The 22,072-nt window shown below is 51.1% G+C and carries 14 protein-coding genes and 2 pseudogenes; 9 read left to right on the top strand and 7 right to left on the bottom strand.

All coding sequences use genetic code 11. The annotated features are described in order from the left end of the window. Positions 1 to 153 precede the first annotated feature (153 nt). Positions 154 to 846 carry a YceI family protein gene (locus AC3G2T_RS07485; protein WP_474682472.1) on the bottom strand — a complete coding sequence of 231 codons (693 nt, stop codon included), beginning with the start codon at positions 844 to 846 and terminating at the stop codon, positions 154 to 156. Between the two features lie 325 nt (positions 847 to 1,171). Next, positions 1,172 to 1,934 (bottom strand): annotated as a pseudogene (locus AC3G2T_RS07490) (ABC transporter substrate-binding protein). 278 nt (positions 1,935 to 2,212) lie between these two features. On the opposite strand from AC3G2T_RS07490, the gene AC3G2T_RS07495 reads away from it, so the two are divergent. From AC3G2T_RS07495 to AC3G2T_RS07515, 5 genes are all read left to right on the top strand, one after another. After that, positions 2,213 to 2,698 (top strand): RrF2 family transcriptional regulator, encoded by a 486-nt coding sequence (locus AC3G2T_RS07495; protein WP_488435052.1) that lies wholly within the window; start codon positions 2,213 to 2,215, stop codon positions 2,696 to 2,698. Positions 2,699 to 2,755: 57 nt separating this feature from the next. Beyond that, positions 2,756 to 3,673 carry an NAD(P)/FAD-dependent oxidoreductase gene (locus tag AC3G2T_RS07500; protein WP_488435053.1) on the top strand — a complete coding sequence of 306 codons (918 nt, stop codon included), beginning with the start codon at positions 2,756 to 2,758 and terminating at the stop codon, positions 3,671 to 3,673. Continuing rightward, a complete protein-coding gene (locus tag AC3G2T_RS07505; protein ID WP_474682469.1) occupies positions 3,670 to 5,103 on the top strand; it encodes an MDR family MFS transporter in 1,434 nt (477 codons plus the stop codon). Before AC3G2T_RS07500 ends, AC3G2T_RS07505 begins: the two co-directional genes overlap by 4 nt. 57 nt (positions 5,104 to 5,160) lie before the next feature. After that, positions 5,161 to 6,051, top strand: coding sequence for a class I SAM-dependent methyltransferase (locus AC3G2T_RS07510; protein WP_488435160.1), 891 nt, complete (start codon positions 5,161 to 5,163; stop codon positions 6,049 to 6,051). Between the two features lie 773 nt (positions 6,052 to 6,824). Beyond that, positions 6,825 to 7,736, top strand: a complete 912-nt coding sequence (locus tag AC3G2T_RS07515) for an N-acetylmuramoyl-L-alanine amidase family protein (RefSeq protein WP_474682468.1) — start codon at positions 6,825 to 6,827, stop codon at positions 7,734 to 7,736. Between the two features lie 372 nt (positions 7,737 to 8,108). Here AC3G2T_RS07515 and AC3G2T_RS07520 read toward each other — a convergent pair whose 3' ends face one another. Then, positions 8,109 to 9,101: an amidohydrolase family protein gene (locus AC3G2T_RS07520; RefSeq protein WP_488435054.1), complete on the bottom strand. Its 993-nt coding sequence runs from the start codon at positions 9,099 to 9,101 to the stop codon at positions 8,109 to 8,111. Between the two features lie 214 nt (positions 9,102 to 9,315). Here AC3G2T_RS07520 and AC3G2T_RS07525 point away from each other — a divergent pair. Both AC3G2T_RS07525 and AC3G2T_RS07530 read left to right on the top strand, forming a co-directional pair. Beyond that, positions 9,316 to 9,591, top strand: a pseudogene (locus AC3G2T_RS07525) (LysR family transcriptional regulator); the annotation flags it as partial. A gap of 178 nt (positions 9,592 to 9,769) precedes the next feature. Next, positions 9,770 to 10,063, top strand: coding sequence for a hypothetical protein (locus AC3G2T_RS07530; protein WP_488435055.1), 294 nt, complete (start codon positions 9,770 to 9,772; stop codon positions 10,061 to 10,063). 372 nt (positions 10,064 to 10,435) lie between these two features. On the opposite strand, the gene catR is transcribed toward AC3G2T_RS07530, so the two are convergent. Next, entirely contained in the window at positions 10,436 to 10,750 is a 315-nt protein-coding gene (catR, locus tag AC3G2T_RS07535; protein ID WP_474682466.1) for a catDE operon transcriptional regulator CatR, read from the bottom strand. A gap of 175 nt (positions 10,751 to 10,925) precedes the next feature. Between catR and AC3G2T_RS07540 the strand changes: the two genes are divergently transcribed. Both AC3G2T_RS07540 and AC3G2T_RS07545 read left to right on the top strand, forming a co-directional pair. After that, positions 10,926 to 11,306, top strand: coding sequence for a DoxX family protein (locus AC3G2T_RS07540; protein WP_474682465.1), 381 nt, complete (start codon positions 10,926 to 10,928; stop codon positions 11,304 to 11,306). A 189-nt stretch (positions 11,307 to 11,495) separates the two neighbouring features. Continuing rightward, entirely contained in the window at positions 11,496 to 13,283 is a 1,788-nt protein-coding gene (locus AC3G2T_RS07545) for a glycosyltransferase 87 family protein (RefSeq protein WP_488435056.1), read from the top strand. 20 nt (positions 13,284 to 13,303) lie between these two features. Here the strand turns inward: AC3G2T_RS07545 and AC3G2T_RS07550 are convergent, their stop codons facing one another. From AC3G2T_RS07550 to AC3G2T_RS07560, 3 genes are all read right to left on the bottom strand, one after another. Beyond that, positions 13,304 to 17,635 carry an S-layer homology domain-containing protein gene (locus AC3G2T_RS07550; protein WP_488435057.1) on the bottom strand — a complete coding sequence of 1,444 codons (4,332 nt, stop codon included), beginning with the start codon at positions 17,633 to 17,635 and terminating at the stop codon, positions 13,304 to 13,306. Positions 17,636 to 17,799: 164 nt separating this feature from the next. Beyond that, positions 17,800 to 18,882: a response regulator gene (locus AC3G2T_RS07555; protein ID WP_488435058.1), complete on the bottom strand. Its 1,083-nt coding sequence runs from the start codon at positions 18,880 to 18,882 to the stop codon at positions 17,800 to 17,802. Continuing rightward, positions 18,857 to 21,913: an ATP-binding protein gene (locus AC3G2T_RS07560; RefSeq protein ID WP_488435059.1), complete on the bottom strand. Its 3,057-nt coding sequence runs from the start codon at positions 21,911 to 21,913 to the stop codon at positions 18,857 to 18,859. The genes AC3G2T_RS07555 and AC3G2T_RS07560 overlap by 26 nt, the downstream gene beginning before the upstream one ends. Positions 21,914 to 22,072: the final 159 nt, after the last annotated feature.

Here is a 22,072-nt window from a genome sequence, read left to right on the forward strand (position 1 = left end):
TTATGCTCTCCCATATCCCGGATGCTATTCCGCAAAACCGAATACCCCGCCGTCAGCCAATCCGGTCCGCCATGACGAATATGGAACAGATACCCGCAACGCCAAAAAGGACACCCTCGGTGTCCTTCCTTCGGCTTGCTGCCTGTATAGAGATTATGCCTTGCCTTGCCCCATGATCAAGCTCAGCGTAATTTTTATATCGTTCTGCGTATCCAAAACGACGGTATGAGGGTTCTTCATGCCAAAATCGGCGAACGTCACGACCGTACTGCCTCCCAGGTTAATAACCCCTTGGTTGTAAACGGCATCGGTCTTGAACGTGACGTCTTTGGTTTTATCTTTAACCGTAAGGGTTCCCTTCATGTCAAAAGAAACCTTCTCCCCTTCTTTCCATTCCTTCGGGAAATTGTCGATCGACTTGAGCGTGAACTTGGCCTCAGGGAACGACTGCGCATTCAAGTAGTCCGCTCCTTTGATATGGCCGTCCCGTTGCGAATTGCCGGACTGCAGGGCATCGATGCCTACGGCGGCTTCCGCGCTCATTTTCGACGGATCGGTGGTGTTGATAACCCAGTTCCCTTTGACCGTGCCGTTTTCAAAATTTACCGTTTCCTTCGATGTAGTTACGGAAAAGTATACCTTCGAGTTCTGCTGAATGGTCCAGTCGCCGTTTAATTTTCCCGCATCTACCGCCGCCGAAGCCGCGCCGCCCTGGGAAGCCGCCGCGCTAGCAGGAACCGCCTCCTGAATCGTCACATGATTGCCGGCATAATAATCATAAGCGTAATAAGCTCCTCCCAATACGATAATCGCTCCTGCTACAACTCCCGCCACTTTTAGTTTCATCTTCATTCCTCCTATTTTTATCTCATGTACGTTTTTGGACTGAATCGGCTGTTTTGGAGTATCCCCTCCCCGAAAACTACACAACGTAGTGCATATTTGCAAAAAAATATTCACTTGCATCTTGCACACAATGCCCAGTCGTCAACACTACAATATGTAGTGTAGGAGATCGCCAAATAACTATACTCAGGACATTCTAGCAGCATTACCTGAAATTCAGATTAGAATAACCTTAATATAACATGAAAATACAATGATTTACAATCATAACAATTACCAAAAGAATATTGCGGCGGGGAATCGCTCCCCTGCCTCCACAGCCGGCTTACTTTTGCGTAAGCTTTTCTACAATAAATTGAAGTTCCGCTTCCTGCGAGATCGGGTCATTGGAATAAGAGCCCTTGGGGTCCATATTGAACACGCGGTTGTTTTTCACAGCCGGAAGCTCTTTCCAGATGGCGTTGCCATACACGATATTCGGATCGGCCGTATCGCCCGACCACGGGCTTGTGAAAATATAATCACCCGCATATTCGGGAAGCTTCTCGAGCGAAATGGACGCCCATCCCGTTCCGCTGTCAATGGCTTCTTTCTGCACCGCTTGAGGCGCCTTCAGCTTGAATTCGCCGCAAAGGATCTCGCCGCCCCGTCCGAAATTATGCCCGAACACGTAAATGCCTTTCGCATAAGGATTCAGGATCGAAACGGTTTTATCCCCGACAGCCGCCTCCACTTTGGGCTTGCTTTCGGCAATTTTTTTATCCCAGGAGGCAATCCATTCTTTCGCTTTGTCTTCGTTGCCCGTCATTTTGCCGAAGTCCAGAAGCTGCAATCGCCAATTGCGGAATGCCCACAGGCTTGATGCCGAGCGCCAAAAAATCGCCCACATAGCTGGTCGCCAAAATAACGACGCGCTTCGGATGCTTCGGAACTTTGATTTCTCCGTTCGCAGCCGAATAAGTAATGGTTTCGCCGCCGCTCTCTGCGGTTTGAGCGGATGCCGGGGCTTCGGACGGCTTATTCCCGGAAGCGGAGTTCGTCGCAGCGCCCCCGCACGCGGATAAAAGTCCTGCAAGCAAAAGCAGCATGGCTGCAGCCAGCAGCCGAACCTTGTTCAATCTATGCTTGTTCAAAGCAAATCCCCCTAAAATCTTGATTAATAATGATAATCATTATCATCAAAATTTTACACGCTGCGTCCCAGTTTGGCAAGCTTCGGACTATAAACAATGTTAACCCTAATGGAACCATGCCAAGAAGCCGCTAGGGATTCACATATTATATCATTGCAAATTGGAATTGAATCATTTATTATGGATAACATAGATCTATGTTAATAATAACCTTGAGAAGGAGGGGGGGGAACATGCAGTTCTCCAAAAGTACAGATTATGCCCTACACGCCTTAATTCATCTGGGACACTCGGAGCGATGCAACAACGTCGGGATCAAGGAATTATCTGGGACACTTGGTGTTTCCGAAAGCTATTTATCCAAAATCATGTCCAAGCTGAGGCAGGATGGAATCGTACGTGCTGTGCCGGGAGTGAACGGTGGTTACGAGCTTGCACGGCCGGCGGATCAGATTACGTTTCTTGATGTGATTCAAGTGATTGAAGGAAGGCAGCAGCTATTCGAATGCTCGAATTCGAGTTCGCGGCAGCATCGGTTGTTAGCGGAAGAGGGGGCTGCACAGCGGGATCAGAAACGTCTGGAAAAAAACGAATGTTTGGTTGAGAAAGTGATGAACGGCGCGGAACAGCATCTGTACCAATACTTGCGGGAACATACGATTCAGTCGGTATTGGATAAGGCATTCAAGCGTTGCAACCGTGAGGCAAACAAGAAGTAATACACTTCTTGCGCCTTTATTATGGATATCATAGGTCTATAGAGGTGTATATTAGCGATGGAAAAACAACTTTTTGATGTGGCAATTATTGGCGGAGGACCGGCTGGGTTGAACGCCGCCCTGGTGCTTGGGCGGGCAAGGAAAAAGGTGGTGGTGATCGATGAAGGTTGTCCCCGCAACACTGTGACTCGCGAGGTCCATGGGTTTCTTACCCGCGACGGGATCAGTCCGGGCGAGTTTCGGCGAATTGCGAAGGAAGAGATCAGCGCCTATCCCTCCGTATCATTCGTGGCGGATACAGCGGTGTCGATCGCGGGAACCGACGGACAGTTTCAAATTGAGACAGAGCAAGGACAAACTTTTACAAGCACAAAAATATTGTTTGCCGTCGGCATGAAGGATCAGCCGCTCAACATTCCGGGACTTGCGGAGGTATACGGAAAAAGCGCCTTCGTCTGCCCGTATTGCGACGGCTGGGAGTTAAGGGATCAGCCGCTTGTCATCATTACGAAGGGGGCTGAGCTTATGCATTTCGCTCCACTCATATCCGGATGGACGAACCGTTTTACCGTCTGCACGAATGGCCCTGATGAACTGACGGATGCCGAGCGCGCGGAACTCCAGCAAAATCAAGTACCGCTGTTCGACTTGCCGATCCGGCACATTGACTCTTATGACGGAATTGTGCGGCAAGTCGTTCTTGAAGACGGAACAAGCGTTCCATGCAGGGGAATCTTTTTCAAACCGGAACTGGTTACGGGATCGGAATTGCCGCGAACTATCGGATGCCAGATCACGGAAGCTGGGGCGGTCGTTGTCGATGACTTCGGAAAAACGAACATTCCAGGTGTCTATAGCGCCGGGGATGCAGCATCGCGACTGCATCAGGCCATAGCTGCGGCTTCGATGGGCGCATTTACCGCCGCGGTCATCAACAATGAACTAAATACAACAGCTTGGAGGAGAAACTTATGATCGATTTAAATAATATTAAGCGCGGTCCGATCATGGTCGCACTGATCGTCGGAATGTTCGTCGCCGCTTTGAATGAGACGCTAATGGGCAATGCCCTCCCCGAATTGATGAAATCGTTCGGCGTGTCTGCGACGACGGTCCAGTGGCTTTCCACCGCCTATTTGCTCATTGTTGGCGTGCTCGTTCCGGTGACGGCGGTATTGCAGCAATGGTTCACGACCCGGCAAATGTTTCTGTCAGCGATGAGTCTGTTCTTCGTCGGTACGGCCGTCTCGGCGGTGTCGCCGGAATTCGGCATGCTGCTGGTAGGGCGGATTGTTCAGGCGATAGGGACCGGCATGCTGCTGCCGCTTACAATGAACGTAATCATGACCATTTATCCGCCGGAAAAGCGGGGAGGCGCAATGGGGATGTTAGGGCTCGTCGTCATGTTCGCGCCGGCGATCGGTCCGACCATTTCGGGTTTGATTGTTGACGGGCTTTCATGGCGCTGGCTGTTCTACCTTGTGCTGCCCTTTGCGTTGCTCTCGATTATCGTTGGGATTGCTGTCCTGAAAAACGTGTCAGAGGTCACGAAACCGCGGGTAGACTTCTTATCCATCGGACTGTCAACAATTGGCTTCGGCGGAATTGTCTTTGGGTTCAGCAAGGCCGGCGAACTCGGTTGGGCGGTGCCGGAGGTGATTTGGACAATTACGGCGGGAGGCGTCGCCTTGGCATTGTTCGTCTGGCGGCAGCTGCTGCTTAAAGAGCCTGTCATGGATGTACGGGCATTCCGGTATCCCATATTCGCGCTTGTTGCGGTGCTGCTATTCGTGCTTTTGATGACGTTCTTCTCGTCGGCGATCATGCTTCCCATGTTTATGCAGGGCGTGCTGATGATGACGGCATTCAAGTCCGGTTTGATCCTGCTTCCCGGGGGGATTGTAAACGGGCTCATGGCTCCAATCTCAGGCAAGTTGTTCGACAAGTTTGGGCCTCGCGTTCTTGTCATCCCCGGACTTGCAGTTGCCGTCACCTCGTTGTGGCTATTCACCCGATTCGACGAAGCGACGACCAACGGCTTCCTCATCGCCGTGCACATCGCGCTGATGATTGGCATCGCTCTAGTCATGATGCCCGCACAGACAGCTGGGCTTAACCAGCTTCCACGCCATCTGCACCCACATGGGACAGCGATCTTGAACACGCTCCAGCAGGTGTCCGGCGCAATCGGTACTGCCCTGTACATCAGTATTATGTCGGGCGGACAGAAACAGTACTTGAGCAAAGTGAGCGATCCAGAGTCTCCGGTGGAAATAGCCAAGGGTTTGGCAGCTGGTATCAACAACGCATTCTGGATCGGCGTCTTCATCGCACTCGTTGCGTTAGTGCTCGGTCTCTTCCTCCGTAAAGGGAAATCGCCGGAGCATGAACAGGCGGCAGCATGAGACTGACCGTCCGTTTAGGGGAATCCATAAACCAAAAGGAAAGAGTGGGGAATGAACATGAACGATTTTTTCAATGCAGCCATTTGGGAAAAAGCGTGGAAAGACGATTCCGATACCGCCGCAAACAAGATGAGAAGGGCCGGAATCGATCCCTCCAGATCTTTTGACCATAAAGCTAAGTCTTTCAACGAACAATCGTTTAACGAAGAGGGAAGAAAACGAACCAAACGAATCATGAACTGGCTTGAAGAGCAAGGAATTCGATTCGAAAATGCCTCTGTTTTGGATATTGGCGCCGCCTCGGGAGTGTTCTCAGTGCCGTTTGCGGAGCGAGGGACCCGGGTAACGGCCGTAGAGACCTCTCCGCCGCTGATCGAATTGTTGGAAGAAAACATCTCGAAGTTCGCTGAAGACCAGGTAAAGATTGTACCCGAGAAGTTTGAAGATATTGACGTGCAGGCCAGAGGCTGGAACCAGGCCTTCGATCTCGTCTTCGTCTCGATGAGCCCGGTCATTCACGATTGGGATAGCGTGGAAAAGATACTCCTTTGCGCTCGGAAGTTCTGTTATATCAGTATGCCGGCAAGTCCTGCGGAGCACAGCCTAGTGAATGAAATCTGGCCGCTCGTCACCGGTCAGCCCTTCCATCCGAAACATATGGAAATGGGATATTTACTGCATCTGCTGTATCTTAAAGGTTATGCTTACGAATCGCTAATCACGCGGGAAACGAAAACGACGGAAGTCACCACAGAAGCGGCGTTGCAAGAAGCGATGACTTGGCTCCGCCATCACCGTCTGCCTGTAGATGAGCAGAATCGAAACATAATTGCCGACTATTTGGAGCAAGCATATCCTTCCGGCAAAGTAGTCATCCAGGAGGGAGGACGTTTTGGCAAAGTGCTGATTCGATTGCAGGATCAGAACATGTATACGAGAGAGACTTGAGTCTGACAAGGCGGGTTACGTACTCATTCCAGAAAAACCAGAGATCACTAAGCGATCGAGTACCGAAAAGCGGTTGCCTGTTTTCTAAATGGGCCTGCTCGCCACAGCTCTCCCAATAAAGGTAGCCATATGGGTATTCTTAACTTTCCGCGCTTATCGGTTCTTAATATTTTAGAGATGAACACGATATTCTCATTCAGGTGGAGACAAACTCTCCACCTTCTCATTGCCCTCATTGCGGATGCATGCCGAACCTCTACACAGACGCGGCCGTCATCATGTTTCCCAATGCTATATAGGTTTGTCTGCTTGCCCATTCAAATATGAGACGATCATTATCTTCGAGTTCTGTTTCAATGAAGGATTTATAGTGACCGGAAAGATGCTGCACAACTTCTTCAGGCATATGATGAATGTCTTTCATCATTTTGATCACGTGAGCCGAATCATGCCTCATGCCTTGTCTGGCCAAAAGCATATCTGAACTGGTAAGCTTTTAAAATTTCTTGTTTCTTACTCTCCGTACCTGTCATGTGGAATCAACCTTCCTTTGTTGTTTTTTGTAAACAAATTTTTCGGGAGCATCACTTCATCGATTCATCTTTCCTTCAGCTCCTTTTACGTTTTGCATATATAACGATGAGAGGCTCTGATCTGTGACATCGGAAAATGACGCCCGAGAGAGAAAAATAGGAAAATATAAACTTTTATTGCCTAATTTATCATGTTAAAGTATTCGTATAATGACATCTTCGCGTTGATGAGGGGGGCCAATGAAACGAAACCGTATAAAAGCAGCCATCATTTGTACGATGCTGTTCGCCATGATGTGGCCCTATTCGGACAAAGTGCAAGCGGCAGATACCAAAAGCGCAAAAGTAGCGGTCCAATCGTTGAATGTGCGCAGTAAAGCGGATGCTCAATCTTCTGTCATCGGTTCTTTGAAGCGGAATGACGTTGTTTCGATCTCCCAGGAGTCGTTCGGTTGGGCAAAGGTCACATCCGGACGTACGACCGGGTGGGTAGCGGGGCAATATTTGCAGAGATTGAGTGCCGGGTCAACGGACAAGCAGTCGAATGCAGCCCCGCGCAGCAATCAAGCCGGCAAGGCAGAGACTACGAAGCAACCATCCGTTCAGTCCGGTCTAAAGGGGAAAGTGATCGTCATTGATCCGGGGCATGGCGGGAACGACAATGGAGTTATCGGCAAGAAGTACGGCAGTATGGAGAAGACGCTTAATTTGTCGACCTCCCGTTACTTGGCCGATATGCTGCGTCAAGCCGGGGCGAAGGTTATCATGACAAGGAATGACGACAAGGATAAGCCTGAGCTCTCCCAACGAGTTGCCGTTAGCGAGAAGAACCGCGCGGATGCGTTCGTCAGTGTTCATTACAACTCGTCCTTAAAGTCGAACTCCGGCACATTAACGTTTTATTATTCTCAATCGAAGGATTTGACGCTGTCAAGAAAAATCGAAAGCCGCCTTCGACAAATAACCGACTTGAAGAGCAGCGGCGTCTCACACGGTAATTACCATGTGCTTCGTGAGAACGGCAGGCCCTCAACTTTAGTGGAGCTAGGTTTTCTATCCAATCCGAAGGATGAAGCAGTCGTCCGGACAAGCGCTTACCAGAAGAAAGCGGCGGAAGCGATCGCAGCCGGACTGGAAGATTATTTTATGTAGCTACTGTTTTCTACTGGCGGCATAAAATCTTAAATGCCCTTCGTTCCAGAAGCGGCAGCATCCTCTTCAAAATGGCAGGGCGAGGACAGATCGCCGCCGATGTGCGCACATTCAGGGCGGCTTGAGGATTGAGCTAAGGGCGGTATAGTTGAATATTAATTCCGCTGAACCTTATCACAAATGACGCAAATTTCAACCGACAACTAAAAAACAGGACCCCTGATGACGAGAATCGGGGGTCCTGGGTTTGATAGCTTGTATCCCTTCAGTCTGCATCATGAGTTTATTATTTCACCCTATTTACTTTAAGGGAGCATATCATAAAGCGGGTTTGTCTCTTCCCGGGCAGTATGTAGTATCGGGCCATTCGGATTACAGGTCGAGACCGAAGAGGCGGAGGGCATTGCCGCTGCAGAACTTGTTGCGGTCTTCGTCGTTGTCGAAATTGGATATGAACTGCTGAAGCTCGTTGGCGGTCGGTCGTTGGAAGGGATAGTCCGTCGAGAACAGCAACTGGTCGATCGTGGTTGCCGCGAGAGCATGCTGGAGCAGCGCCGGGTTGAACATGCCAGAGCTTGTGATGAAGACATTCGAGCGCATATACTCCGACACCTTCCGCTCCAGTCCAGCGATGCGAGACAAGCTGTCGGTCCGATCCTGCCAGAACAGGAGCAGCTCGCCCCAGTGACCGAGAATGATCTGAAGGCCGGGGTGTCGATCGAAGGTGCCTCGAGCGATCAGGCGCAGAGCGGCGACCGCTGCTTCAAGATGCCATCCCCATGAGAAGGTGGAAAGCGCCAGGTCTACCATTGGACTGATTCCCGAATACGCCACTTGACGTATGGTTTTCGAGGGGAGTTGGGGGTGGATGAAGATCGGCTGTCCGAGTGCGGCCGCAGCCGCGAACAGGTCATCGTAGCAGGGATCGTCGAGTGGTGTCTCGCCCGTGCGCCCATAGACCATCGCCCCGACACAGCCGAGTCTGGCTGCGCGTTCGAGCTCGCCCGCGACGGCGTTCGGCTCGGCCATCGGCAGCGTGGACATGGCACGAAGCCGCGAGGGATGACGGCGGACCGCTGCTGCTGCGATGTCATTTGTCTCCCGGCTAAGGGTGACCGCCTCAGTGGAAATGAGGGGGCAAGTCGCAGGCGGAGTCAGTGAGATGATGTGCATGTCGATGCCCTGTTCGTCCATGGCTGCAATCCGCGCGTCACCGATGTCCTCCAGTCTGGTGAGATGGTCGCCCATCTCGTTGAACGTGATACTCTCATCACGGCGCTCCTCCGGCAGCCCTTTAAGTACTGCAGTCAGTTCGGGTGTTGTCCAGTGCTCTTCAATTGCGATGAAACCCGGTTTATTGGACATGTTATTCCTCCTCTTTGAGAAGATAGATTAAGGATCAAGTACGTGACTTTCTTGCTAAAAGCATATACTCACGATGGCTCCGCCATTCACGAGTTTGTTCCATCCATGAACCTCCTCAAATAGCTTGAATCCATCGTAAATCGATTTTATATTGCAGTCCAATGCATTTATAATCATTAATACATTGATCATAAGGAATGGTTGGTGTAGCAGAGTGGAGCTTCTTCAAATGCAATATTTTCAAATAGTCGCCAGACTGGAACATATGACCGCAGCCGCGGAAAGTCTACATGTTACGCAGTCCTCATTAAGCAGGACCATCCAACGTCTGGAAGAAGACCTGAGTGTTCCTCTGTTTGACCGGAGTGGTCGTGCGCTTCGATTAAAGAAGTTTGGCCGCGCATTCTTGAAGCGTGTGGACAAAGCTCTCTTTGAATTGGAGCAGGGGAGGCAGGAGATCCGCAACTTATCTAGTCCGGAGAGCAGAACATTTGGCCGATCGGGTCAGTGTATCGATTTCGGAACTGAAGGAGGAGTGTTTCGTGGGCTTCAAGCATTCTTTTAGCTGTTACGTCAAACTTCAACTCAATCCGCTCAGTGGAAGTCCAAATAAGCTTACAAAAGAACACATATAGCCTGATGGCATAATTAAAAGAGTTAATTATGAAATGAGATATTCAGAGAAAGCAAAGAAGTTTTTTGGTGCAGATCCTGTAATTTCAGATGATGTGTTTTCCATAAGATTGGAAATTATACCCCCAACAAAGCTAGCCACTATATCAAAAGATAAAACTGAGCTAGTGGAGCTTCCTCCGGCAACTACAAGATGTTGTAGGATACAATTTCAAGGGGGGAAGCTTGACTGGTGTATATTAAGATTAGTGGCTATTAATTCATTTTACTTTTGGCTTATATTTACTCCCGAGGACATTATAGTTCCAGAAGAGGAAATTTCATACTAAGGGAGATTCATATTATACAACAATCTCTGCTATTATCGAAAAGAACCTAACAGAGATTATTGGACAAGCACAAGCATACTTAGATAGCTATGAGTTGGGTCAAAGGATTAGCATGGGTACTAATATTGAGTTGATTTATTCTGCTCTTAACCCTGTTGTTACGGGTTCAGAAGTAGCTGCTGGCAGTCAAGATGTTCAGACAAATATTCATATGTCAACGTCTTCGTCATCAAATATGCCAAGCGTCCTACGAAGGAAAACTGCAAACACCTGCAAAAGAGGATATATGCTCTTATACTGAACATATTGTCCTCTTATTTTTATACTACAATAAGCGTTTTTTCTTGCAACCGTTTGTCCGGCCAGCACGGGCTAAAGCGTAATCCAGTTCGACGACCACTTTGCGATTTCGCTGAAAATCGGGGCCAACGCATGGCCCTTCTCCGTTAACGAGTATTCGATCCGCACCGGAGTCTCCGGGAATACTTCTCTTTTGACAATACCCTCCAGCTCAAGCTCCTTTAACCGTTCAGACAATACTTTTCCGCTCAGATTCGGCAGCGCCGTTTCGATCTCGCTAAACCGCTGCGGTCCGGAGAGCAGTTGATACACAATCAAGGATACCCAGCGCTTGCTTAACGTTTCCAAAGCTTTTTCAAAACGGGGGCACATGGCAGACTTGTTCATACGATCACCTCATCTACCTTTAGTGTATCACAAACCGCGTGAAAAAGAGCGTTTTGCGTATGATTTAATTTATTACTTGACGATACTAGTTTTCTTATATATACTTTGTTACATAAAGTAAGTAATTGATTTCAAGTAATATAATTACTGGCAAATTTGAAAAGGAGACGAAATAATGAAAGTAGTAGTATGGATTCTTCAAGGTTTACTGGGACTAGCCTTTCTATTTTTTGGATGGATGAAGGTGTCGGGCAGCGCGATGCAGGTAGGGGCATTCGGCAGCTACGGGTATCCGCTTTGGACCATGTATGCGGTAGGATTGCTGGAAATTTTGGGGGCGATTGGCTTGATCGTCGGTTTCAGAAAAGCTCGGCTGGCCTTTTTGTCCGCGTCGCTGCTGGCGGTCGTGATGATCGGGGCGATATTCACTCATCTGCAGGCCGGCCAAGGGATGGGCGTTGCAATGACGCCGCTTGTCCTGCTGGTGCTCGTTCTGGTCGTCGTCTTCGGGTACCGTCCGAATTCCAGATTGGCCGGGGCTAACAAAACAGCTTAACCATCAACAACCAAATGTGCCGCTCGGGGGATCTTAACGGATCATCTGCCCCGGGCGGCATTTTTTTGCGCCGAAACCGCCGCTTTGCAATCCTAAGCGAACCATCAGGCTGCTTTAAGGCGATTTTCAGGAAGGCGGGTCATAATAAGTGGAAACGAGATCACAACATACGGAGGGAGGTTGCACGGGATGTCGTTTCCAAAACAACACGCGCTCAAAATCGTTATGGCCGCGCTGCTGCTCGTATCGGTCGCCCTGAGCGTCTATTCGATCTGGCACGTTCCGGCCAGCTCATCTTCCGGGGGCGCACACATGCCGCAGCAGGGCTTCAGGCAAGGCGGCGGCTTCATGCCCCAAGGCGGGCAGCAGGGCATGCACTTTTCAAACCGTCCCGGCGGGATGGATTCTCCTGGAGCCGGAGGCGGAAGCGGAAGCGAAGGCGGAGCCGGAGGCGGAACCGGAAGCGGAAGCGAAGGCGGAGCCGGAGGCGGAACCGGAAGCGGAAGCGAAGGCGGAGCCGGAGGCGGAACCGGAAGCGGAAGCGAAGGCGGAGCCGGAGGTGGCCCCTCTTCCGATAACGGCAGCCGGCGCATGCCGGGTCCGGGAGGCGGCTCATTCGGACGCTCGTCCGAGTCGTCGTCCGCGTACGCCACCGGCCTTGCGGTATTCGCCGCGGTGTTCTTCGGCCTGACGGCCGCGGCGTTCTACAAAGTGGCGCGCACAGGCAGGCAAATCCGGGAGACCAACAAGGCTGCGCTTGTCTGGATGCTGCTCGGAATCGGCCTGTTCCTGCGGATTGCGGCCGCTCCGTGGATTTCGGGGCATCCTTTTGACATCAACCTATTCAAAAGCTGGGCCTCGTCAGCGGCGAACAGCCTGACCGGATTTTATACGAACGGCTCCAGCGATTACCCGCCATTTTACGTCTACGTGCTGTATGTGGTCGGGAAGCTCGCAAGCACGGCTGCCATGAACTCTTATTTCACTTTGCTGATCAAACTGCCGTCGATTTTGGCTGACGTTGCGACCGCCTATCTGCTGTACAGGGTGGCGAGCAAGCGGATGTCTTTTGAAATCAGCCTGTTGATTGCGGCTTTTTACACCTTTAATCCGGCGGTGTTCATCAATTCCACGTTCTGGGGACAGGTGGACTCCTTCTTCACCCTGCTCGTCGTAGCGGCGCTCGTGCTGCTCACGGAAAACAAGCTGGGCTGGTCGACAGCTTTATTGACTGCCGCCGTGCTGATGAAGCCGCAGGGCATCATTTATTTGCCCGTATTGTTCTTCGTTCTGTGGCGGTCCAAACGATTGAAGGCCTGGCTCACTGCAGCCGCTTCGGGCATCGCAACCGTGCTGCTCGTCGTCCTTCCCTTCTCTTTGAACCAAAATCCGTCATGGCTGATCAAACTCTACAGCGCTACGGTAAACGAATATCCTTACGCGTCGGTGAACGGCTATAATTTCTTCGCCCTGCTCGGTGCGAACTACAAGAAGGACTCATCCACGCTGTTCCTGTTCAGCTACCATACCTGGGGGATGATATTCATTGTTCTTGTGACGCTTTTTGCATGGTGGACGTACGCCAAAAGCCGCAATCCCCGGTTCGCTTCAGCCGCGGCACTGCTCCTGATCGCCGGTGTGTTCACTTTTTCGTCCAGCATGCATGAGAGATACTTGTTCCCTACGGCGGGGCTCGCTCTGCTGGCTTACATTTACCTGCAGGACAAAAGGTTGCTGTGGCTGGCTGGCGGATTCAGTCTGACGATCTTTTTGAACACGTACGACATCTTGTACAGCTCTGCTCAAAACGGAGCGGCCTACAGCGTTACCTTATGCGCCACTTCGCTCCTCAACGTCCTGTTGTTCGGCTATTTGGCGAAGACAGTTTGGGGATACGGTTTCCGGCGCAAAAACTTCTCCCGATCCAGGCAACCCAAAAGAGGGTCATCCCGAAAACGTCCCTTGTTATCGGAATAACCCTCTTAGGTACAGTGATATTAAATTAAGTCAGACTTTTGAAGCAGTCGCTGTACAATCGCAGCAACCTCGGCTCTTGTAATGTACGCCTTTGGTGCAAGAAGGTTATTGCTCCTTCCCGAGACGATACCGGCTTGAACACTGTCGGCTATGCTGCTCTGCGCCCAAACGGATACATCTGCCACATCTGCAAACGGACGAAGATTTGCCTCTGTCGCTTGGACAGGGAGCTTGGCTTTCAGCTCCGTGATCTTCATCGCTTTGGCGATAATCGCCATCGCTTGTTCTCGGGTAATTCGGTCACTCGGACGGAAAGTGCCGTCTTCAAATCCATTGATCAGTTGGTACGCGTATGCCGTGTCAATCACGCTGCTATACCACTCCGATGCCTTTACATCCGAGAACGGTGTTGCTCCACTTTCTAATTTCAGTCCAAGTCCACGAACGATAATGGCTGCAAATTCAGCCCGGGTAATATCTGTGTCGGGACTGAATAAGCCGTTACCGATTCCTTCGATAACCATTCGCGAACCCATATCAATGACTGCCTTTTTCGACCAATGATTCGCAACATCCTTGAATTCACTTGGATGCCATACGACCGAGTACGTACTGTTGGTAAGGCTGCTGATGACAGCATAATATTTGCCATCGACCAAAGTGACCTTTGTCGGCACATGGCGAACCGTCCCGTCCGGCTCAACGACAACGCCAGTTGTAATCTTGCTCGGATCAACACCCTCTGGAATTGCAATGGTGCGTCCCACATAGGCATTAAACTTCGATATTTCAACTGTTGTGCCTTCGTGCGCAGCTCTGACCGTAAAGTTTACCGGCGGCACTACAAGCGAGAACGTACCTTTCCCTGCTGCATTCTCCACTATTTTTACCGTATCCGCTGACGGCGCTGCGATCTCAATCTGTACCTTGATATCTTGCAATGCCACTGACTTCCCGAGTTTGTCGGATATGGCGCTGATGTTGATTTGCTGGGCAGGAAGTGTGTACGATGCTTTCTCCGTCTTGATTTCCAAAACCGCCTGTTTGGTTTCCATGTTTTTAACCATTTGACCGTTTAATTCGCCAACGACGACATCGGACTTCGTGTTGACCAGAATCGTTACAACCGCACGTTGTCCTTCCGATGCAAGCTTGTCATCCAGCTTCTTGGGATCAACGGATACAGTAGTTACGGTTTGGTCATTTCGTTTCGTTGTCGTTGCTGTTCCCGCATTCTCCACTTTACCGTTAACGAGTATATTCACACCGGTATTGGCGGTCTCCGGGGCCGTTGAAGCTGCCGGTCCGGATGACGTATTGCTACTGCTGCTACCGCCGGATGATGATCTCGGCATAACGTCATTGGATAGGGCGGAAGATGCGCTGCTTCCCACACCATTGATCGCCTTCACCGTAAAGGTGTAGCTCGTTCCGTTCGTTAATCCTGTAACGGTAATCGGGCTTGTATTTCCGGTCATGACCACGTTTCCCGGTGATGCTGTCACCTCATACCCCGTGATCGCACTTCCGCCATTGTCGGTTGGAGCCGTAAAAGTAATGGTAGCTTGTCCGTCTCCGGCAACTGCTGAAACATTCGTCGGCGCTGCCGGAATAGCTGCAGAAGTCGCGCTTGCCTGGTTGGATGCCGCACTCAAGCCCCACGGGTTGCCTGCTTTCACCGTAAAATAATAGGTCGTTCCGTTTGTCAGGTTTTGTACATTGTAGGTTGAGTTCGTCACGGTAGTAACGGATGTATTGTTAAATTGACCCGAAACAGTTGACAAATACAGATTGTAATAAGTAGCTCCCGTTACCGAACTCCAATTTAATGTAACCTGGCGATCTCCCCCAGAAGCTACCAGATTCTGCGGATTTGCAGGGGCATTCGGCAAGTTCACCACTTGCGTCACCGTAAATGTCGCATTTGTCATGTTCGCTGCCGATACCGTCACCATTGCAGAATACGTACCTGCGGTTAAACCGTCTTTTGCTTTCACTGTAAAGGTTGTTGAGGAACCGCTATTAAGTGTTGTATCCAGCGGAGTGATTACAAACTCGTTGGCATTTGTGCCACTCAGCGATGCGGACAGACTTGTCAAATTGCCTGTTCCGGTATTTATTACGCTTATCGTTTTAGTTGCTTGTGTTCCCGGCATATAGCCTTGAATCAGGTCTGTAGTCGTTTGATTCGCAATTGCTGCTATAGAATAGGTAAGTGGGGCCGCTTCTCGCGTTACTGTTACCGTGTACGTCTTTGTGGTCGTTCCATCTTGCGCCGTCACCGTAACCTGGATTCGGTTGCTCCCTACGTTCAGCGGTAGCGATGGAGACGCCGTGCCGTTCGTTAGCGTGAACGGTCCGCTCACCAGCGTACCGTTGCCGTCGTACACGCTTGCTGTTACTGTCGCATTGGCATCGGATACGGTCGGCGTTACGGTAATACTGCTTACGGCGTTCTCCGCGCTGACCGTGTAGTTCGTTGTGCCTTGCGAAAACACCGGACTCAGCGTACCGCTTGACAATGCCAACCCGCTCAACGTGTCTGCCGGGCTCACCATCAGGGTTGCGGCAGTACTTGTCACTGTTCCCGCACCATTGGTCACTACCACCGTGTAGCTTCCTGCATCTGCTGCCTGTGCAGAGGTAATCGTTAAGTTAGCGGACGTTGCTCCGCTAATATCTGTGCCATCTTTCTTCCACTGGTAGGTCAATGGCATGTCACCACTCGCTGTTACGCTAAATGAAGCCGGTTGTCCCACTGTCACCGTCTGGTTGCCCGGTTGACTTGTGATTGTTGGAGCTACAAGAGCAGTTGTAATGGTCTGCGTTACGGCAGCATCCGAATACCCCGTTGCAACTACGGTAATGGAATGAGTACTTGCATTTAATACTCCGGCATTAATGCTGATTTTTCCGGCGCTTATCGTATAATCCGTACCCTGCAGCGTCGTACTGCCGTCTTTTATAGCGGTAATCGCTCCGCGCCACGCCGCATTATCCGTAAAGGTCAGATCGATGGCGTGGGCCGTATCGTTGTCCGTGCTGTCTGCTGTCAGTTCAGGGGCTGTCATTATCCCCGAAAAACTAGCCGCCCGAACTTGATTGGCGGTTCCGTCCCATTCAGTCCACACTGCGTATAAGGCGTTGTTGAATACAGCCAAATTGGGAAAACCTCCGCTTTTTGTCGAATTCACATTCAGACCGCTCGTACCGCCACCGTCTGCGCTTGTCCAACTCGCGCCTTCGTACGCCTTGACTCGAATCTGATTAGCGATTCCGTTCGTTTCAGACCACGCAGCATATAAGGCGTTGTTGAATACAGTCAGATTTGATGGACTTCCTGCGACTTTCATCAAATCCGCATTCAGGCCGCCGCCGTCTGCACTTACCCAACTCGTGCCGTCGTATGTCTTGACTCGAACTTGATAAGTCCATCCGTTCTTTTCATACCATTCTGCATATAAGGCGTTGTTGAATACAGCCAGATTGGGATTGAATGCCGGTTGAGTCGTATCGACATTCAGACCGTTCGTACCGCCGCCATCTGCACTTGTCCAACCTGTGCCGTCGTACTTCTTGACTCGAATTTGAGTGGCGCTTCCACTCGTTTCCATCCATGCTGCATATAAGGCGTTGTCGGATGCAACCAGATTGGGATACGTTGCGCCTTTCGTCCAATCCACATTCAGACCGTTCATGCTGCCGCCGTCTACACTTGTCCAATTCGTGCCGTTGTACTTCTTGACTCGAATTTGATTAACATTACCGGTGGTACCGCCCCATTCATGCCACGCTGCATATAAGGCGTTGTTGAATACAGCCAGAGTGGGATTGGTTGCGTATTTCACCGAATTGATATTCAGACCGCCGCCGTCTATAGTTGTCCAACTCGTGCCGTTGTACCTCTTGACTCGAATTTGAGTAACGGTTCCGTTCGTTTCATGCCACGCTGCATATAAGGCGTTGTTGAATACAGTCAGATTTGGATAGGATGCGTCTTTCGTCGAGTCCACATTCAGGAAGCCGCCATCTGCGCTTGTCCAGCTCGCACCGTCGTACTTCTTAACTCGAATTAGATTGGCGATTCCGTTCGATTCACTCCACGCTGCATATAAGGCGTTGTTGAATACAGCCAGATTGGGGTTAGCTCCGCTTTTCGCCGAAGTGACATTCAGACCGTTCGTACCACCGCCGTCTACCGGCGTCCAATTGGGTGCTGCAAAAGCCGTGTTGCCTTGCATGATCGATAGCAGCATGAGAATAACCGCTAAAATAAGACCTGGCGTTTTTCGGCTGCATGATCTGCTTATCTTCATGCCTTTTACGAGAAATGCCAGTAAAATTCCTTGCATTGATCTTTCCTTTTTACGCATACAAGTTCCCCATTCCTCAAAAATTGTTGAAGCTTTTGCTAGACCCTTCCTCGACAATAATCGAGTCCATTCTACAACGATGGCGATAAACAAAAACTCAACAAAAAAGAACCGCGGATTCTGTCGTCCGCGGTTTCCCATTTCTATAGACCGAGCTCGTCTTCAAACCTATACCGTCTTAGCTCCCGCAGCTTAGCCGCTGCCACAGCGTCGCCCATCTTCTCCAGATGCTCCAGCAAGAGGTCGTAATAGTGTTCGCGATAAGGCTCAATCTCGATCAACTTTCTCAGCAGAGGCTCCTTGTCCGTCTCCGCAGCTTCCGCCAACCACTGTTCGAGACGCTGCATATACGAGGAATGAAGCTCGTACCTTTTATTTCCCGCCCAGCCATATTGCTCCGTCTCGAAATAAGCGCCGCGGTAAAGCGAGAGCAGTTCGCCGATATCGCCCGGCCGGCCCCCATGCCTCATAAGCTCCTCCAATCTCGCTGTATCGCTGTCGACCATCTCGGTCTTCAGCCAATACCGTTCGTCGGCGAATGCGACCATGTCCGGAAATCCGGCGTTCTTCAACGCATTCCGCAAATAATACATCGTCGTATGGAGCAGCTTCTGGGAACGCCCGGGTTCGCAGTCCGGCCACAAATCATCGAGCAGTCGATACCGGTAGGCAGGGGTTCCGCCTTGATGCCAAAGATAGGCGAACAGCTCCTTCGTTTTCTTCGTTCTCCAGCTCGCCATCTGCCGGTCCAAGCCGTACAGCTCCATGCTGCCAAGCGCTTTCAAAATCAGCTTGTCACTCTGTGCCGGCCCACTTGAATAATCTCCCGTAATCTGCCGAACCGCGCGGCTCGCGACGCCGCGTACGGGACGGAGCGTATACCGGTCCAACGTCTTCGACAGCTTGTCTTTCGAAACCGGCTTCAACAAATAGCCGAAAGCTCCTGTCTCAAACGCATCGACAGCGAACTCCTGATGAGCGGTAACGAAAATGATATCCATCTCCCCATAACGTCCTAGCAGCTGCTCGGCGGCATTCAAGCCGCTCATCCCCGGCATTTCGATGTCCAGGAAAACGAGGTCCGGCCTCAACCCGGATACTTGTCCGATCGCTTCGGCGATATGCTCGAATTTGCCGACCACCTGTACACCGCCGACTTGTTCCAGCACGATTTCCAGCACGTCCAACGCCATAACCTCGTCATCGATCAAAATTGCTCTGAGCATAGGGTTCCTCCGGCAGATAAAGGTTGATTTGTGTGCCCCGATCCGGTACGCTGACGATTTCCAGCTTATGTCCGTAGATCATTTGCAGGCGGCGGCTGACATTGACGATCCCTACTCCGTGTGATTTTTCTTGTTCCAGCTGCAGCCGTTTCGCCTCTTCCATGCCCACGCCGTCGTCCTTCACCGTCACTAGAACCCCGCCGCCGCTTCGACTCACCATAATTTCCACGGTTCCTCCCAACGGTTTCGGTCCGATGCCGTGCCGCACTGCGTTTTCTACGAGCGGCTGCATCATAAGCGGAGGAAGCCAGAAGGAAAGATCAGCTTCTATCCGGTATTTGACCTGTAATCTGCTGCCGAAACGAAGCTGTTCAATTGCCAAATATGAGCGCACCAGTTCCAATTCTTGCTCGAGCGAAATTCGATCGGCCTGAAAGACGAACGTGAATTTTGCCCTTAAATACGTGGCTAAATCATTGATCGTTTCCCGCAGCCTGTCGACATCCTTATAGCTGAGTGCCACAAGAGTGTTCAAACTATTGTAAAGAAAATGCGGAGTAATTTGCGTTTGCAAGAAGTCCATTTCCCGCTTAACCGCCTGCTCGGACGAACGCTTCATCGACAGCAGCGACTGCATCCGTGCCTTTAGCTCCACAAGCTCAAACGGCTTCTGCAAAATATCGTTGGCGCCCGCCTCGAAAGCAGCCGTCATGTCGCTCGTCTGGCCGGATGCGGTCAGCATCAGCACAGGGAGCTCCGCCAAGCCGTGCAAGCTGCGAATTTCCCTGCATACGTCCAGCCCGGACAGGCCGGGCATCATCAAATCCAGCAGCACCAAATCCGGCAGCCTCCGTCCCTTGAGTTGCGCAAGCGCATCCTGTCCGCTTCCGACCGCGGTATACGCATAACGGAGTGACATCACGGCATCGATTAGCACTTTCAAATTGGAAGGCTCGTCATCCACGATCAGAACTTCATATTCGGCGGTCTCGTCTTGAACGCGCATGTTTAACGTTACCTTCTCCGCCACTTGCGGTTGCACATATACTCCGGACGCAGCGGCTTCCCGCTCTTGGACGGCAATCGGCAACGTGAACGTGAATCTTGAACCGCGGCCAACCTCGGACTCGACTTCCAGTCTGCCGCCTTGCAGCTCGACCAACTGTTTCGATATGCTCAGGCCGAGTCCGATGCCTCCTTGGGAACGGTGTTCCATCTCTTCCTGCTGCACAAAAGGCTCAAAAATACTTGCCAGTCTGTCCGGCGGAATGCCCGGCCCCGTATCCGCTATCGTGATGGCCAGCCCCGCGCCTAACGCTTCTGCTGAAATACGCACCGTTCCGCTTTCCGTATATTTCAGCGCGTTCTCCAACAAGTTGTGCAAAATTTGCCGCAGCCGATTTTCGTCCGCCTCAACCAAGGGAAGCGTTGAAGGAAGCTCGTTGATCAAGCGAACCTCGCGGTTGATCGGCGTAATCGCCAACGTCTCCAGTACGAAACGAACCGACATATGGACATCCACATGCGTCGTTTGAATATGCAGCTGTCCAAGCTTGATTCGGTTCATGTCGAGAATATCATGCACAAGCCCCGCCAATCGCCGCCCCACCAAGTGCAGCAGCCTCACGTTCTCCCGATGCTCCGGGTGAAGCGGCCGCTCGGGGTCTTCCAGCAGCGATTGGGACAAGTTGATGATGCCGTGCAGGGGCGTTCGCAATTCGTGCGACGTCTTGGCCAGAAATTCGTCCTTCTGGCGATCGTAAACGAGCAACTGCCGGGAGAGGCGTTCGCTTTTGCGGAAAGCCTCCTGAATCCGGTTTGACATTAAGGACGCCTGCGAGTACAGCAGCAAGAGCGGCGTAACGATCATATAGTTCGGGTTATCCATCGCTAGCTGATAACGAAGATGGGCGTAGATCCATGTGAAGAGAAGGAAAAATACCCCGAGCAAAATAGAGCCGGTCCCCTGGCCCCCCCGATTGCGGCCGCTAAAAATTGCGTAAAAAACGAACAGAAGGAAGAGAGTTTCAAGCACAATGGTCGTCCATAGAAGTTCCCGCAAATATTCGTTCGGCGTGAATAGGAAAACGGCAAAGACAGCGATGAATATCCAGCGCAACGCGCGGAATACGCCGTTGTTCCGTCCCCCCAAGAATCGGTGCACATAAAGATAGAAAAAGTAAAATGAAGTCAGCGGCAGCAGGACAATCATTCTTTGCAGCCATAAAAAAGAGAGAGAGGGGACGACCGCCGCCGCCATAATTTCGTCGTCGAAACTGAAAAACAAGCCCGCCGTCAAGCAGAAGATGCCAAAATGCACCAGATGCGGCTCCTTGCGCCACTGCTTGAACATACTTATGTAATAAAGCCCAAATACGAACATGGCCGTAATCAAAATCATGTCGACAAGCCTGAAATGGTCCTGACGGGCGATTACGTCTTTCGCCGGTCCGAATTCCGGCGCCTGCACGAGCCCGCCTTCAAGGTACTTGAAGCTGGACACTTGGACGACGATTTCAACTGCGCCGGCCTCAGCTTGCGCCATTCCCAAGAATGGCAGATTGCTTGGCACGAACCCGTGCTCGGTTGCCGTCGTTCGGCCGTTGCCGCCTATATCGGTTCCGTTCAGAAAAACCCGGCTGGACATGCGGATCTTCTTCCCGCGAAAGCCGTACAAATCCTTCTTGTCCACCTGCACGATCAATCGGTAGGTACCGGCTCCGTACCCGTCTTTGCCTCCGGAGTCGACAATACCTTTCCAACTGCCCGGCACGCGCACAATCTGACGCTCGGTCGCAAGCAGCGGATTGGCGTAAAAATCGTGCGGGGCCAACAGCTTCCCCTCATAAAACTCCCACTCCCCGCTCAGGGGAATAATACCATGGACGGCGAAATCCCACGTTCTCGCGTCCAACACACCGCCATGAGCTTCGGGATAGTGCTTGTCCGCCGGGTTGAGCCAGTCGTAAAGAAAGAAGCACGTTGCGATAAAAAAGATACCGATTATACTGATCATGCTGACGTTTCTCATCTATCGATCCCTCCGCAACCCCCTAATAAAACCGTTTACTTGCGTTCATTCCGATTATACAGCATTTGCGGTAAATTAGTAGAAATATGCTATCGGTCATGCCTCAATGCTCACCCATAACACTTATCCACAATTTTATACATACTTTGTCCACAGCCA

It is taken from the genome of Paenibacillus sp. sgz302191, from assembly GCF_057749925.1.